Genomic DNA, 14,397 nt, shown 5'->3' with positions numbered 1-14,397 from the left:
GTGATCCCGATGACCCATCCGTTTCCCCAAACCCCTGAGTTTTCCGGCGCACTCTATGCACCCAGCCGCGTAGAAGCAGAGGTGTTCGACCTGGAGGTTGAAGGCACCCTTCCGGCCTCGATCCGTGGAGCTTTCTATCAAGTCGCGCCAGACCCGCAATACCCGCCGATGCTGGGCAACGATATTTTCTTCAACGGCGACGGGATGGTCAGCGCGTTTAACTTTGCCGATGGCAAGGTATCGATACGACGTCGCTACGTAAAAACCGACCGCTTGATGGCTCAGCGCGGTGAAGGTCGCTCGCTCAATGGCGTCTATCGCAACGTTTTCACCAATGATCCTCTGGCAGCGAAAAACAATACGACTGCCAATACCAGCGTTGTCGCTCATAACGGTGTATTGCTTGCACTCAAAGAGGATGCCCTGCCCTGGGCAATGGATCTCGAAACCCTGGAAACCCTCGGCGAATGGAGTTTTGACGGGCAGATCGAATCAGCGACGTTCACCGCCCACCCCAAGCTCGACCCGGTAACTGGAAACCTCTTGGCCTTCAGCTACGAAGCCAAAGGTGACGGCACGCCCGACCTGGCCTATTTCGAACTGTCGCCCGACGGCAAACTGCTGCACCAAATCTGGTTCCAGGCGCCTTACGCGGCCATGGTTCATGACTTTGCGGTAACTGAACACTACGTGGTGTTCCCGCTGATTCCGTTGACGGTCGACGTCGAGCGTATGAAAAACGGCGGCCAGCATTTCCAATGGCAACCTGATCTGCCTCAGCTCTTCGCCGTCGTACCCCGCAATGGGCACGCGGAGGACGTTCGTTGGTTCAAGGGCCCCAAGGACGGTTTCCAGGGCCATACGCTCAACGCATTCGATGAGGACGACAAGGTTTACGTGGACATGCCGGTCACCGGCGGGAACATCTTTTACTTCTTTCCTCAGGCCGACGGTTATGTCCCGCCACCTGAAACGCTGGCTGCCAGCCTGATGCGCTGGACCTTCGATCTCACCAGCACCCAGGACGATATTCAACCGCAGCCGTTGACGGATTACCCCTGCGAATTCCCGAGGTGCGATGACCGCTACATCGGCCGAAAATACGAGCACGGTTTTGTACTCGCGTTCGATCCAGAGCGCCCGTATAACCCGGCGAATGGGCCGATACCGTTTCAATTCTTCAATCTGCTGGCTCGTGTAAACCTCAATACAGGAGCCACCGACGCCTGGTTTCCCGGTGACAGCGGGTGCTTCCAGGAACCCATTTTCATTCCACGCGCCCCTGATGCACAGGAAGCGGATGGTTATGTCGTCGCCCTGCTCAATCTCATCGCAGAAGGCCGTAGTGAGCTCGTCGTACTGGACTCTCGTGACATGGCGAGTGGCCCCATTGCGCGAATCAAAGTGCCGTTCCGGCTGCGCATGTCGCTGCATGGTTGCTGGGTGCCGAGTAAAAAATGAAGCCATGAAGGCCCGCTGAAAAGCCTGGAAGACAGTGATTATCCAGGCTGGGATGGGGCTCCTGTTCTGATCTCCCATAAACGTCACAGTCTCGTATTGCCTGTTCTGGAGGGTCGGCAAAGTGCTGCCAAAAATACATAAAAAGCAAAATTCCTGCATTTTGAGATTTATTAAAAATCTCTCTTTACAGGATTAAATCGTAGGAATAGATTCAACCTCAACCGCCCGCGGCTTACCCGCGGCCATAGTCGCATGAGCAGTAACGAGCACTCTTTGCCCCCTGCGCATGCACTGAACTTCTTCCAAGGAGCACTCAATGAAACTCGCGAGCTTTATGGTTCAAGGCCGTAGCACCTATGGCGTCGTCGATGGCGAGCACATCATCGATCTGGAGTCGGTCAAGCAGACCTTCGGCACCGACCTCAAACAAGCCATCGCCAACAATCGCCTGGCCGAGCTGACCCACGACATCCTGGCGAGTCTGCCGCGCTTGCCTCTGGCTGAAGTGACCTTTCTGCCCGTTATCCCGAACCCGGGAAAAGTGCTGTGCATTGGCATCAACTACGCCACACATGTGCGTGAAACCGGTCGCGAGATGCCGACCTACCCAATGATTTTCACCCGTTTCGCCGACAGCCAGACCGCCCACCTGCAACCCATCGTTCGTCCAAAGGCCTCGCACAAGCTCGATTTTGAAGGCGAGTTGGCGGTGGTGATCGGCAAGCCGGCGCGTCACGTCAAGCAAGCCGACGCGCTGGACTATGTCGCCGGTTACGCCTGCTACAACGACGGCAGTGTTCGCGACTGGCAGAAGCACACCATTCAGTTCGTACCGGGCAAGAACTTCCCCGGTACCGGCGGCTTTGGCCCTTGGCTGGTCACCCGGGACGAGATTGGTGACCCGCAGGACCTGGAACTGACCACCCGCCTCAATGGCGAAGTGATGCAACACACCAGCACCAGCGACATGATTTTCGATGTGCGCAAGCTGATCGAATATTGCTCCACCTTCACCGAACTGGCTCCCGGTGACGTGATTGTCAGCGGCACCACCGGTGGCGTCGGCGCATTCCGCGAACCACCGGTATGGATGAAACCGGGCGATGAAGTCGAAATCGAGATTTCGCGAATCGGCATCCTGCGCAACAGCATCGTCGACGAGCAGTAAGCCATGGACACACTACGCGAATCGGAACAACTGCCGGGGCAAGAGACCGACAGTAAAGGTTCGAGCCTGGAGCGCATGCTGCGGGTACTCGATCTGTTTACCGAAGAGAGTCCGATCTGGGCTGTCGATGACATGGGCGGTGCACTGGGTTTCACCCGTTCGACCATTTATCGCTATGTGCGCGAACTGGCCGAGGCCAATCTGTTGTTCCAGGTCGGGGCCGGACATTACGCGCTGGGGGCGAGGATCATTACCTGGGATCGTCAGTTGCGACTGAGCGACCCCCTGGTGCGCGCCGCGCAATCATTGGAGCCCAGCCTCCCACGCTGGAGCGAGCAGCAGATCTGGCTGATCTGCCGCCTGTTCAAGGACCAGGTGGTCTGCATTCATCAATACGGCGAGTTGTTCAGCGAGGTCAGCTACTCACGCGGCTCCCCGAGGCCGTTGTTCCTGGGGGCAACTTCCAAGGCCATCCTCGCCAACATGAGCTCGCGTCAACACAGCCAGCTCTTCCTGGAGAACCCCGATGAGGTGCGCGCCAGCAACCTTGGCCATACCTGGGAACAGTTCCGTCGCTCGCTGCAGCACCTGCGTCGTCAGGGCTATGTGGCCAGCGCCGGCGAAGTCGACGCGGGGGTCTATGGCCTCGCCGCGCCGATCTTCGATACCGATGGCAAAGTCGTTGGCAGCATCAGTTGCGTTCGCCCGATTCAGGAACGCGACAGCACTCGGGAAGAGCAACAAGGACGGCAGATCGTTGCCCTGGCGCAAAACCTGTCGCAGCTCATGACTGCACTCGCCAACCGCCCCAAGCCATTGGACTGAGCCATCCGGAAGGGAACAACAACAATGAAACCCCTCAAAACAATCAGTACACACGTTTTGATCATCGGTGCCGGCCCCACCGGACTGACCCTGGCCAACCTGCTTGGCCAGGCCGACGTGGACACCTTGATCATCGATCGCAAGCCCGGCACGGTGACAGAGCCACGGGCCGTTTCGATCGATGACGAATCCTTGCGCACCATGCAGGCCGTCGGGCTGGATGACGCCGTATTGCGTGACGTGGTGCCAGGCTACGGCGTGCACTATTTCACCCGGCCTGGTGGCCGCTGCTTCGGCAAAGTCGAACCTACCGGCAAGTTGTATGGGTTCCCCAAGCGCAATGCGTTTCGCCAGCCACTGTTTGAAGGCACGCTGAAAACGGGCCTCGAACGTTTCGCCAACCTGAAGGCACGCTTCAACCATGAGTTGCTGGAGTTCAATCAGGACAACCACGGTGTGCGCGCGCTGATTCGCGATGCCGATGGCGAGTTGATGGAAGTCAACGCCACTTACCTGGTCGCCTGCGACGGCGGCCGTAGCCCGGTGCGCAAGCAACTCGGGGTTGAGATGGTTGGCTCAAGCTTCTCCTCGCGCTGGCTGGTGGTCGACACCGATCAAGATGACGATCCGTTCTGGCAAACGCGCGTGTACTGCGATGCGCGCCGTCCCGTCGTTGAAGTACCCGGCCCCCACCGCACACGCCGCTTCGAGTTTCTGCTCAAGCCGGACGAAACGGATGAACAAGTGCTCAGCGACACTCCCCTGCAAGCGTTGCTTCATCCTTTCAAGGGCAACACTCCGGCATCCATCGTGCGCAAGACCGTTTACACCTTCCACGCCCGGGTTGCCGAACGGTGGCAAGTGGGTCGCGTGTTTCTCGCCGGCGATGCCGCGCATCTGACCCCGCCCTATGCCGGACAGGGCATGAACAGCGGTGTCCGCGATGCCCATAACCTGGCCTGGAAACTGATCGGCGTGCTTAAGGGCAAAATGGCTGAAACGGCTCTGCTGTCTTACGAAAGCGAGCGCCGCGATCACGCCTGGGCACTGATCAGGTTGGCCTTGAACCTGGGCGTGGTCATGGCACCGGCAACCATCTTGCGCGCTCGCTTGATCAGCAGTGCATTCGCCGTGATCGGCCTGCTGCCACCGCTGCGAGACTATTTCCTGCAAATGCGCTTCAAGCCAAAACCCCGATTCACCAAAGGACTGGTACTGACCGAAGGAAATGCCGGAAAACTGTCCTGCGGGCATATGTTCCCTCAACCGATGCTCACCAATGCCCAGGGCCAGGAATCTCTGCTCGACGACTCGATCGGCCCCGGCTTCGCCCTGATTCAGTACGGCGACCACAGCCGCCAACGTATCGATGAACTCCAGCATGGCTTCTGGTCCCACCTCGAAGCCAAACGCATTCTGATCCTGCCCGAACCTGTCAAAACCATGCCTTCGATGCCTGACTGCACGGTGCTCCATGACCGCCAGGGTTTGCTCAAAGAAATACTGGGCGATTCAAACACGTTCTTGCTGCTGCGCCCGGATCGCTATATCGCAGCCATCTTCGACAAGGCCGGCGAAACAAAGGCTGCCGAGTCGCTGCAGTCGCTGTTCGGCATCGCGCAGGCGCGAAACCGGACTGCCGAGTCGAGTATCGCGCCGGTCTTTCCCTGAACCCTTAAAGCTACGGAGGTGTTTATGCAAACCCTACAGACCTGCACCCCTGCGCGCCTGTGCTACCTGCATCTGGCGAGCAAAGAACCACAACGACAAATCGATTTCTACCGGCGCATGCTGGACATGGACAGCCTGGCACAGCCCGATGGCAGCTGGATACTCAGGGGCCCGCAACGCGCCATGCTCGTATCGCCCGCCGACCACAACGGCCTGCTCGCGGCGGCCTATGACCTGGGTGATCAGGCTCGACTGGGAGAACTGCGCGCTCGCCTGATCGAAAACGGTTGTGCTGTCGAAGACATCGACTCACCGCTGCTCGAACCATGCGCCTTTCTGATTCGTGACCCGCAGGGGCGGCAAACGATATTTGGCGTATCCCGCACGGATTCCAGCGCCGACCGGCCAGGCATGCCGGGCCGCCTGCAACACGTGGTATTCCAGACCACTGAACTGGAAGCCATGATCGATTTCTACGTCAATACGGTCGGGTACACGGTGTCGGACAACGTCGTCGACGAGCAGACCGGCCAGCTCATGACGTGTTTCCTGCGCTCGGACGATGAGCATCATTCCCTGGCGTTTTTCCGTGGTTCGAAAAACGAATGGGATCACCACTGTTATGAAACCAATGAATGGAACGACATCCGTGACTGGGGTGATCGCTTCGCCAAGGAGCGCATAACCCTCTTCTTCGGTCCCGGCCGACATGGCCCTGGCAACAATTTGTTCTTTATGGTGGTCGATGCCGATCGCAACCGTCTGGAGTTTTCGGCCGAGCTCGAAATAACCGATGCCTCCCGCCAACCCGGTGTCTGGCCACAAGAGGAATACACGCTCAATTCCTGGGGACGCGCCTGGATCAGGAGCTGAGCAATTTTCTTCAGACAAGGTTTTGCATCATCCACTTCCTTAATCGACATGGCCACCGGCCTTCGAAGGTAAGACTATGACGACTCAACAGCTCGCCCCCTACGCCATCAATGGCGACCAGTACATCAACGGCACCTGGCGTGCAGGTCGTTCCTTGCGCCGCCTGGATGACCGCAACCCGTTCGATGGCGAACAACTGCTGGAAATGCCGCTGGCCTCGATTGCCGACCTCGACGATGCCTACCAGGCAGCTCATCGCGCGCAAACGGCGTGGGCACAACTGCATCCAACCCAGCGCAGCGCGCAACTGGAAAAACTGGCTCACGTCATTCAGAGCCGCCGTGAGGAAATCATCGACTGGCTGATTTGCGAGTCGGGCAGCACGCGCATCAAGGCGAGCATGGAGTGGCAGTTCACCCTGAACCTGGTTCGTGAGTGCGCAACATTACCGATGCAGGTTGAAGGACGGATCCTGACCAGCTACAAGCCCGGCGAACAGAGCTTTGTCTTTCGTGAACCACTGGGTGTGGTCGGGGTGATCAGTCCGTGGAATTTTCCGTTGTACCTGAGCATGCGTTCGGTGGTCCCGGCACTCGCGCTGGGCAATACCGTGGTGCTCAAGCCCGCCAGCGACACGGCGGTAACCGGCGGCCTGCTGATTGCTCATTTGTTCGAAGAAGCAGGCTTCCCGAATGGTTCGCTCAATGTCGTGGTCGGCGCGGGTTCGGAGATTGGCGATGCCTTCGTCGAACATCCGGTACCGAGCCTGATCTCCTTCACCGGTTCAACCGATGTCGGTCGCAATGTCGGCCGGATCGCGACCGGCGGCAAACACATCAAACGCGTTGCGCTGGAGTTGGGCGGCAATGCTCCGCTGGTGGTCCTGGATGATGCGGATATCGATATAGCGGCGCACGCGGCGGTGGTCGGGCGCTTCCTGCATCAGGGCCAGATCTGCATGAGCGTCAACCGGGTAATCGTTGACCGCTCACTGTATGCGGACTTCACTGCGCAGGTGGTGGAGCGAGTGCGCAAGCTCAAGACCGGCGACCCGGCCAACGCAGACACCGTGATTGGGCCAGTGGTCAATCAGAACCAGCTCAATGGCCTGCTACGTAAAATCGATGCAGCCGAGAACGCGGGCCTCAAGCGGCTTTGTGGCGGTCCAGCCTCCGGGCTGGTGTTGCCTGCGCATGTCTTCGGTGAAGTCGGGGCCGATCAGGAACTGGCACGCGATGAAACCTTCGGGCCGTTGCTGCCGCTGCTGATCGCAGAAAACGAAGCGCATGCCCTGGAGTTGGCCAACGCCAGCGAATATGGCCTGTCCAGCGCAGTGTTCACCCGAGACATGGCCCGCGGCTTGAACTTTGCCCGTGGCATCGTGGCCGGGATGACCCATATCAACGACATCACCGTCGACGATCAACCCAATGCACCCTTCGGCGGTGAAAAGAACTCCGGTCTCGGGCGATTCAATGGTCACTACGCCCTGGATGAATTCACCCGTGCCCATTGGGTTACCTGGCAACCCGGGAGCCACCACTACCCTTTCTGATCCTTGATCGATACTGACCGGACTAAAGTTGGGCAAGTGTTGACCCATTTGCCCAATCAGCAAAAACAATAATAAAAGAGGCGAAAAATGAATAATTTAGCCTGTGTGTCCACCGATCAGGTTGTTCGCTCCGACCGACTGATGAAGTGGAAAGAGTTCATGAGCGATCACCTGGGTCGCACGCCGGACTACATCAAACGCCTGGAATCGACGTTCATCGACCCGTTGCATAACAGCAACTTTCAAGGGCGGCTGGAATATGGCGATCTGGGTCAGCTCGGCTTCTGCCGCATGACCGCCAGTGCCCATCGTTATTCACGCCATCTGAGCAAAGCAGTCGATTCACCCGATACACCGCGCATGCTGATTCTGCAGATCGCCGGCGTCAGCCATTTCGAACAAGGCCCGCACAGCAGCGCGTTAGCGCCTGACGAGATGCTGTTGGTCGACTGTGGCCAACCCTTTAGCGTCACCAGCACCCAAGGTTGCGAACATTTCATCCTGCTCTTCAAGGGGCTGGCCGGACAGCCTCCGCAAGCGGGCGATGTTCACCTGAACGGGCGCAATGGATTGGGCCGCATGTTGATGCATCTGATCAGTGATGCCTACAGCCAGTACCCACTGCTCAACAACCATTCAGCCGAACTGATCGGCAACAGTATCGCGGGGCTTCTGGATAACGTCCTGAAGAACAAACAGGAAGAAAAGCAACTCGAACACGATTTCCGCTTCTTCAAGCAAAACCGCCTCAAGGCGTATATCGAGCGCCACCTGGCCGACCGCGACCTGACCATCGAGCGCATCGCCAACGTCGAGCAATGCTCGGTGCGCAGTTTGCACCGCGCATTTCAGGAGGAGCTTGGCTGCAGCATCAGCGAATACATCTGGCAACGGCGCTTGTCGCGCTGCGCCGAAGATCTGCGCAGCCGGGAACATGCCCATCGCTCACTCACCGACATCGCCTTTGCCTGGGGCTATGGCAGCAGCGCTCACTTCAGCAGGCAGTTCAAATCGGCATTCGGCATGTCGCCCCGGTTGTTCCGTGATACCGCAAGCGACAACAGAATGAAATCGACTTGAGTAAACGCTCTGCGCCATGAAAGCCCAGTAACGCCGCGCCTCAACTCAACATTGCCCAGGCAGGAGGCCTGCGTAATGCCTCGTCCTGGAAAAGTCGTTGATTGCGGTTGATCTACCCGTCCTGTTCTCGGGCGTCCTGCCGGGCGCACCTATAAAGAACCCCGGTAGTTACCGGGGCTGAGTTATCCAAAACAAGGTTGGCATTGCCCTAGAATCGCACGCCCGTGGTGACCATGGCCGCGTTGCAACCGAGCAATACCAGCTCGGCGGCTACCGGCCCGTAATGCCCCCCCAGTGACGGAATGACGTGTTCTGATTCCGGCTGATTTTGGCGGCAGACATGAATGGTCTGGCGTGAAGACTCATGATCTCGGCATACATTTGGCGTCGGCTGTGCGCAGCAGGCGTAATCTAGCCAAACGAGAATACGCGGCCTACTGAAAGCAAGTACTGCCCTGCAGAAAGGTTACTCAATGCTGAAGAAACAACTGGAAAGCAAAGCAGCGACTGCTGCGGAAATTGAGCGCTCCATCCAAGCCCTGAACAAAATGGCAGAACGCCTTTGGGGTGAGGGCCGGGAAGCTGAGGCGAAAGCCCTCCTCGATGCCTTGGATGCACTAAACCGGGCTCTGGATCGGATCAGGATTGGAGAGAGTCGGAGGATTTCGACTCTCCATTAAGGCGCACGAGTCAATTGGCGCTGAGGTTATTCTCAAATGCAGTGGCTTTGACTTTGCAGCCTGTTATGGGCACAGTCTGGCGCTACATGAGGATGGATGCCTCGGTGAGGCTTAAGGAGAATGCCGTGTTTCCGATCAATATTTGGCTTGCCTATACTGCCGCGTGCTTGCTATTGGTACTCGCACCAGGCCCGGACAATCTACTGGCCGTAGGCCGAGGACTCAGTCAGGGCAGGATCGCCGCTATCGTATCGGGCATGGCATCTGGGGCGGGAATTCTCTTTCATGTGGCAACCGCTTCGCTAGGACTGACTTTGCTTATGCAGACGTCCACAGTTGCCTTCTGGGTCGTCAAGCTTATCGGTGCCGGTTATTTGCTTTGGCTTGGCATAAAAGTCCTACGCTCCCGTAGCCTGATCAGCTTCCAGCCAGCGACTCGGCAATCACTGCCGAGCATTTTCCTCACGGGATTACTCTCGGCAGCACTCAATCCGAAGCCTGGGTTTTTCGTCCTTGCGTTCATCCCGCAGTTCGTCGACCCACAACGCGGCTCAGTGAGCGTGCAGATGCTGGTGTACGGCATATGGTTCGCCGCACTTACGGCAGTGGGATTCGCACTGATGGGCGTATTTGCCACTGTACTGTCCCGATTTTTACGTCAGAGGCCACGGCTGGTAAATGGCCTGAACGTGGGGGCAGGACTCACCTTCGTCGCTTCGGGAGTATCGATAGCGACGCTTAGCCAAAAATAGGATCAATGTATTGGTGTTGCGGGGCTGAAATTCCAGCCTCGCTGGGGCTCTGTGATTATGAAGCTGACGACTTTAAGGCTGATCTCTCGTAAGTGTCCGGTAACGCCTTGACGACCTCATTTCATCGAATGGTGTTCGTCATCTCCAGGCAATCGCCGTTACTGCGACCGTGAATCCATACAACTCATAGCCCTTCAAAACCTCGTTCACGTCAAAAGCTTCGGATAAGCTTTGCCAGAAACGGGGATGCGCCCAGCCAATACACTTTAGCTGTCAGGTTCAAACGAGTATTCAAATGACACTTGTGCCGGCTCACCATGACCAGCAACGTAGTTACCGCCAACTACGAAGCGGAAAGAAGCCGCATCCTTTCTCCTGCTCAGTTGTTGGAACTGCACAACCGCTTCCAGCAAATGACCGCCGATTACAACGCCCTGCCCGCGGGGCAAAAATACGACGGCATTCGACCGATAAAGAAGGAAACGCAGCTCGCACTCTGGATCAACCTGGGCACGCTGTGCCGGATTGGCCAGCTGCTCCAGGCCGAATGGAAGAATGTCGATCTGGACCGGCAGACCTGGTTCCTCCCCAGCTAAAACGTCAAAAGCACCCGGGGCAAGAAACAGGACCACCATGTCTTCCTCTCCCCTCCTCCTTACATTTTTTTCAGGAGCTCAAGACCCTGACGGGAGAATCGCAATGGTGCTTCCCCAACAGGCGGGATGATGGGCATGTGGATTTGAAGGTGGTGAGCAAACAGGTCGGTGATCGCCTGGCCCGGTTCAAAAACCGCAAGGTCCTCTCAAGACGGCGTCACGACGATACCTGGTCCTTGCCAAGGGCCAAAATGGCGACTGGACGCCGCATGACCTGCGCCGTAGGGGCGCGACCATGATGCAGGCTTTGGGCGTCAGCCTGGACGTCATCGATCGCTGCCAAAACCATGTGCTGGCCGGTTCTCAGGTGCGGCACCATTACCTGCATCACGACTGTGCCAAAGAGAAGAAGTGTGCCTGGAATCTGCTGGGAGATCGGCTCAGTGCTGTGTTGTCCTCAACCTGCGAGCATCCACCCTCCGAGTCGATGATGTCTTTCCCAGCGTACGCATTGACAGAGGCACGGCCATCTTCATAGGCCGAACGTACCATGGCCCGAAGATTCGGAAACTTCAGTGGACGCAGTGATTTGCGTCCACTGGCGTCAGTAATCCGTGATTAAGCTGCTGCCTGTGGACGCGCCGAACTTAACTTCCGTTCGCTATTCTCGACGCTGAGAAAGAGCCAAGTGGAGCCGGACGACCTGGTTGGAACTAGGCAAGCGGTAACCAGACGCACACTTCGAAACCATCCTGTCGACCTGTTGCAGGGGAAACCAATTTCATTCTCGCGTTGACCCCCTGCACGATGGTTTTAGTAATCGCCAACCCCAGCCCTGAACCACTGATTTCACTGTGACCGCGCACAAAGCGCTCTGTCAGATGCTGCAATACCGACTGCGGCACCGCCGGGCCACTATTGACCACCCGCAGTTGTGCCTGTTCGGTGAGGCTGACTTCGATCGGTTGATCCGTTGCGCCGTACTTCAGCGCATTCTCAATCAGGTTGCGCAACAAGATGCCAAAGGCGTCCGGGTCGATGTTCGAGTACACGCTGGCCTGGCTTGGCAGATGCAACTCAATGCGCTGGTCGCTGCGTTGGTTCCACTCGTCAACCCCATGGGCCAGTAATGGAATCAAGTCCTGAGGCGTTTCGGATAACAGCCCGCCGCCCTCGGCCTTGGCCAACTGCATGAGCTTTTCCGATAGCCGTGCCAGCTCGCGCAAGGCGTTTTCGATCTTTGCCGCACGCACTCGCAACGGACCTTCGGGCGCCTCATGGCGTAACCGCTGGACCTGCGCCAGGGTCGCGGCCAGTGGCGTGCGCAGTTCATGGGCGCTGTTGGCGGTAAAGCTGCGCTCGGCTTCAAGGGCCTTGCGCAAGCGCTCCAGCAGATGGTTGACCGCCTCGGCCAACGGATCGATTTCTGCCGGCAGGCGCGCCACCTTGATCGGCGACAAGTCACCCACGCCACGCGCCTCGACCGCACGACGATACGCCAGCACACTGCGCAGGCTGATCCGCACAAACAACCAAGTGCCCAACAGGCTCACGGGTATCAGCGCCAACAGCGGCAGCAACAAGGCAAACAAGGCCTCCCGCGCGGCTTCACGGCGGTGATCCAGCGGCTCGGCGATCTCGATGAACAGCGTCTCGCGCAACGCACTGGCGCCGTACAAGCGGTATTTTTCAGAGGTGGTAAACCCCTCAGTCGGCTGTTGATTGAAGATCTTCGGGTTGGCGTCGTGGGACTGCATCAGGATCTTGCCGCTTGCATCGCGCACCAGGTACGTCAAGTATTCCTTGTGCATTTTCAACGTCGCAACGTGCTGAGCCTCACGGGGTTCCTCCCTGTTGCTGATTTCCAGCACGGCCAGCGGCAGGATCCGTTGCGCGGTCTCTTCCAGCGCGCTGTCGAACGCCTCGTTCAACTCATGTTGCACCACCAGCCAGGCACCGACGGTCGCGCCCAGCCACAGCAAGGTCATGCCCAGGGTCAACCCCAGGCCGAGGCGTTTTTGCAGGCTCGAAGAAGGCTTCATGCGGCCATCAACCGGTAGCCCATGCCGCGCACGGTTTCAATCAGCTCGCGTCCGAGTTTTTTACGCAGCCGGCTGATATAGACCTCAATGGTATTGCTCTCGATTTCGGCACCGAAGGCATAAAGCCGTTCTTCCAGCTGCGACTTGGACAACAACGCGCTGGGGCGCTGCAAGAACGCTTCGAACAGCGCCCATTCGCGGGCCGTCAGGTCCACGGGGGTGCCGGCACGCTGCACGGTGCGGGCGCTCATGTCGACCTGCAAATCACCGAGTCTGATCTGCGGGTTGGGGTTGCCGCTGTAACGTCGGGCCACCGCGGCGACACGGGCCGAGAGCTCGAACAGGTCGAACGGTTTGACCAGGTAATCGTCTGCCCCGGCATTGAGGCCGGCAATGCGATCGGAAATCTGATCCTGGGCCGTCAGGATAATCACCGGGGTCACATCTCCCGCCGAGCGCTGCTGACGCAAAAAATCCAGCCCGCGACCGTCCGGCAGCATCAGGTCAAGCAGGATCAGGTCGTAAGGCGTGGTGCGCACGCTGTTGCGCGCATGATCCAAGCGCTGCACCCAATCGACGGCGTGGCCGTCATCGGCGATCTGTTCGCGCACCGCTTCCCCCAAGCCTGGGGCGTCCTCGACCAATAAAACCCGCATCGGGCACCTCCTGTGGTGGTTGTCGTGCCGCACCTTAATCGCCTTACCTGACGTGAATCTGAAGATTCAGCTGGTTGTCAGGAATGCACCTTAGGGTATGCCACAGACGCCGACCTCGGCAGGAGACAGATCATGAAATCAGGTTCTATTGCCCATGCCGCCCTGTTGAGCCTGCTGCTCAGCGGTTACGCCCTGGCGGACGACGACTGCAGCGACCCGGTGAGCGACTGGCAACCGCGCGACACCTTGCGTCAGCAAGTCGAGCGGCAATACGGCTGGAGCGTGCAACGCATCAAGGTCGACGACGGTTGTTACGAGCTCAAGGGGTTGGACCGCAAAGGCAACGCCATCGAAGCCAGCTACTCACCGGCCTCGCTGCGCCTGCGCACCCTCGAGATCCATTTCCGCGACGATGGCGATGCCAGGGATTACCTCGGTAGCCCGCTCACCGAATGACGCCTCACCTGTCGATGAGTTTTTCCTGCGATTCAGGTTGCTGTCAGCAAGCAGGTCCAGGCTCTCGACCTAACGATCAAAAGGACACCCTCATGAAAAAGATCATCGCAGCCACCTGCCTCGCCGGCGCCATTGCCCTGCCGGGGTTGGCCCAGGCCCGTGAAGTGACCCTGACCACCCAGCTCAAGGACTACAGCGGCAATGATGCCTACCTGGCGATCTACGTCACCGACGCCAATGGCCAATACCAGAAAACCCTGTGGGTGGCCGGCAAGAAGGCCAAGTACCACAAGCACCTGGGCGACTGGGCCCGTGGCAGCGGGATGAACCCCAGCGAGTTTGACGGGGTCAGCGGCGCCAGTGTCGGCAGTGGGCGCACACTCAAAGTCAGCGTCGAACTGGCAGACACATTGATCGATGCCGGGTATCAGATCCGCATCGACAGCGCCGTCGAGGACAAACGTGACGCCCGCGCCGATGTCAGCGTGCCGCTCACGTCCAAGGGTGCGGGACAGCCGGCGACCGGCAGCACCTATGTCGAGTCCTTTACTTACGATCTGTAGCACCTGCCCTTTCTGGAGG

The 14,397-nt window shown here is 58.4% G+C and carries 13 protein-coding genes and 2 pseudogenes; 12 read left to right on the top strand and 3 right to left on the bottom strand.

The genetic code is table 11. The features are described 5' to 3' along the window. The first annotated feature begins 9 nt into the window (after positions 1–9). The 7 genes from PSH97_RS10555 (at position 10) to PSH97_RS10525 (ending at position 8,633) form a co-directional block, all read left to right on the top strand. Positions 10–1,461 carry a carotenoid oxygenase family protein gene (locus PSH97_RS10555; protein WP_305449775.1) on the top strand — a complete coding sequence of 484 codons (1,452 nt, stop codon included), beginning with the start codon at positions 10–12 and terminating at the stop codon, positions 1,459–1,461. A 316-nt stretch (positions 1,462–1,777) separates the two neighbouring features. Beyond that, entirely contained in the window at positions 1,778–2,629 is an 852-nt protein-coding gene (locus PSH97_RS10550) for a fumarylacetoacetate hydrolase family protein (protein ID WP_305449112.1), read from the top strand. A gap of 3 nt (positions 2,630–2,632) precedes the next feature. Next, positions 2,633–3,454 (top strand): IclR family transcriptional regulator, encoded by an 822-nt coding sequence (locus PSH97_RS10545; RefSeq protein ID WP_305449111.1) that lies wholly within the window; start codon positions 2,633–2,635, stop codon positions 3,452–3,454. Between the two features lie 24 nt (positions 3,455–3,478). Then, entirely contained in the window at positions 3,479–5,125 is a 1,647-nt protein-coding gene (locus tag PSH97_RS10540; protein WP_305449110.1) for a bifunctional 3-(3-hydroxy-phenyl)propionate/3-hydroxycinnamic acid hydroxylase, read from the top strand. Between the two features lie 24 nt (positions 5,126–5,149). Beyond that, complete coding sequence (locus tag PSH97_RS10535; protein ID WP_105347734.1) at positions 5,150–5,998, top strand: VOC family protein; 849 nt, start codon at positions 5,150–5,152, stop codon at positions 5,996–5,998. Positions 5,999–6,074: 76 nt separating this feature from the next. After that, positions 6,075–7,553, top strand: a complete 1,479-nt coding sequence (locus PSH97_RS10530) for an aldehyde dehydrogenase family protein (RefSeq protein WP_305449109.1) — start codon at positions 6,075–6,077, stop codon at positions 7,551–7,553. An 87-nt stretch (positions 7,554–7,640) separates the two neighbouring features. Next, a complete protein-coding gene (locus tag PSH97_RS10525; protein ID WP_305449108.1) occupies positions 7,641–8,633 on the top strand; it encodes a helix-turn-helix domain-containing protein in 993 nt (330 codons plus the stop codon). Positions 8,634–8,841: 208 nt separating this feature from the next. Here PSH97_RS10525 and PSH97_RS10520 read toward each other — a convergent pair. Continuing rightward, positions 8,842–8,940, bottom strand: a pseudogene (locus tag PSH97_RS10520) (sn-glycerol-3-phosphate transporter); the annotation flags it as partial. Between the two features lie 166 nt (positions 8,941–9,106). Here PSH97_RS10520 and PSH97_RS10515 point away from each other — a divergent pair. The 3 genes and pseudogenes from PSH97_RS10515 to PSH97_RS10505 all read left to right on the top strand — a co-directional run. Further along, the gene (locus tag PSH97_RS10515; protein WP_105347727.1) at positions 9,107–9,313 is read left to right on the top strand and encodes a hypothetical protein; all 207 of its coding nucleotides are present in this window, start codon (positions 9,107–9,109) and stop codon (positions 9,311–9,313) included. Between the two features lie 92 nt (positions 9,314–9,405). After that, positions 9,406–10,065, top strand: coding sequence for a LysE family translocator (locus PSH97_RS10510; protein WP_305449774.1), 660 nt, complete (start codon positions 9,406–9,408; stop codon positions 10,063–10,065). Between the two features lie 338 nt (positions 10,066–10,403). Then, positions 10,404–11,199, top strand: a pseudogene (locus PSH97_RS10505) (site-specific integrase); the annotation flags it as partial. A 175-nt stretch (positions 11,200–11,374) separates the two neighbouring features. Here PSH97_RS10505 and PSH97_RS10500 read toward each other — a convergent pair. Both PSH97_RS10500 and PSH97_RS10495 read right to left on the bottom strand, forming a co-directional pair. Beyond that, positions 11,375–12,703, bottom strand: coding sequence for a sensor histidine kinase (locus PSH97_RS10500; RefSeq protein ID WP_305449107.1), 1,329 nt, complete (start codon positions 12,701–12,703; stop codon positions 11,375–11,377). Further along, positions 12,700–13,359 carry a response regulator transcription factor gene (locus PSH97_RS10495; RefSeq protein ID WP_305449106.1) on the bottom strand — a complete coding sequence of 220 codons (660 nt, stop codon included), beginning with the start codon at positions 13,357–13,359 and terminating at the stop codon, positions 12,700–12,702. The genes PSH97_RS10500 and PSH97_RS10495 overlap by 4 nt, the downstream gene beginning before the upstream one ends. 132 nt (positions 13,360–13,491) lie before the next feature. On the opposite strand from PSH97_RS10495, the gene PSH97_RS10490 reads away from it, so the two are divergent. Together PSH97_RS10490 and PSH97_RS10485 are read left to right on the top strand one after the other, a co-directional pair. Next, on the top strand, positions 13,492–13,815 hold the full coding sequence (locus PSH97_RS10490) for a PepSY domain-containing protein (protein WP_305449105.1): 324 nt from the start codon (positions 13,492–13,494) through the stop codon (positions 13,813–13,815). A gap of 92 nt (positions 13,816–13,907) precedes the next feature. Then, entirely contained in the window at positions 13,908–14,378 is a 471-nt protein-coding gene (locus tag PSH97_RS10485) for a DUF2271 domain-containing protein (RefSeq protein WP_305449104.1), read from the top strand. Positions 14,379–14,397 lie beyond the last annotated feature (19 nt).

The sequence above is a fragment of the Pseudomonas cucumis genome (genome assembly GCF_030687935.1).
Lineage (GTDB): Bacteria > Pseudomonadota > Gammaproteobacteria > Pseudomonadales > Pseudomonadaceae > Aquipseudomonas > Aquipseudomonas cucumis.
This window is presented reverse-complemented; position numbering and strand designations above follow the sequence as displayed.

What these genes read in the sequence shown, in the direction of transcription:
- PSH97_RS10525 (WP_305449108.1), top strand. Translation starts at nt 7,641, where the DNA reads ATGAATAATTTAGCCTGTGTGTCCACCGATCAGGTTGTTCGCTCCGAC.
- PSH97_RS10545 (WP_305449111.1), top strand. Translation starts at nt 2,633, where the DNA reads ATGGACACACTACGCGAATCGGAACAACTGCCGGGGCAAGAGACCGAC.
- PSH97_RS10535 (WP_105347734.1), top strand. Translation starts at nt 5,150, where the DNA reads ATGCAAACCCTACAGACCTGCACCCCTGCGCGCCTGTGCTACCTGCAT.
- PSH97_RS10495 (WP_305449106.1), bottom strand. Translation starts at nt 13,359, where the DNA reads ATGCGGGTTTTATTGGTCGAGGACGCCCCAGGCTTGGGGGAAGCGGTG.
- PSH97_RS10510 (WP_305449774.1), top strand. Translation starts at nt 9,406, where the DNA reads ATGGATGCCTCGGTGAGGCTTAAGGAGAATGCCGTGTTTCCGATCAAT.
- PSH97_RS10490 (WP_305449105.1), top strand. Translation starts at nt 13,492, where the DNA reads ATGAAATCAGGTTCTATTGCCCATGCCGCCCTGTTGAGCCTGCTGCTC.
- PSH97_RS10555 (WP_305449775.1), top strand. Translation starts at nt 10, where the DNA reads ATGACCCATCCGTTTCCCCAAACCCCTGAGTTTTCCGGCGCACTCTAT.
- PSH97_RS10530 (WP_305449109.1), top strand. Translation starts at nt 6,075, where the DNA reads ATGACGACTCAACAGCTCGCCCCCTACGCCATCAATGGCGACCAGTAC.
- PSH97_RS10540 (WP_305449110.1), top strand. Translation starts at nt 3,479, where the DNA reads ATGAAACCCCTCAAAACAATCAGTACACACGTTTTGATCATCGGTGCC.
- PSH97_RS10485 (WP_305449104.1), top strand. Translation starts at nt 13,908, where the DNA reads ATGAAAAAGATCATCGCAGCCACCTGCCTCGCCGGCGCCATTGCCCTG.
- PSH97_RS10500 (WP_305449107.1), bottom strand. Translation starts at nt 12,703, where the DNA reads ATGAAGCCTTCTTCGAGCCTGCAAAAACGCCTCGGCCTGGGGTTGACC.
- PSH97_RS10515 (WP_105347727.1), top strand. Translation starts at nt 9,107, where the DNA reads ATGCTGAAGAAACAACTGGAAAGCAAAGCAGCGACTGCTGCGGAAATT.
- PSH97_RS10550 (WP_305449112.1), top strand. Translation starts at nt 1,778, where the DNA reads ATGAAACTCGCGAGCTTTATGGTTCAAGGCCGTAGCACCTATGGCGTC.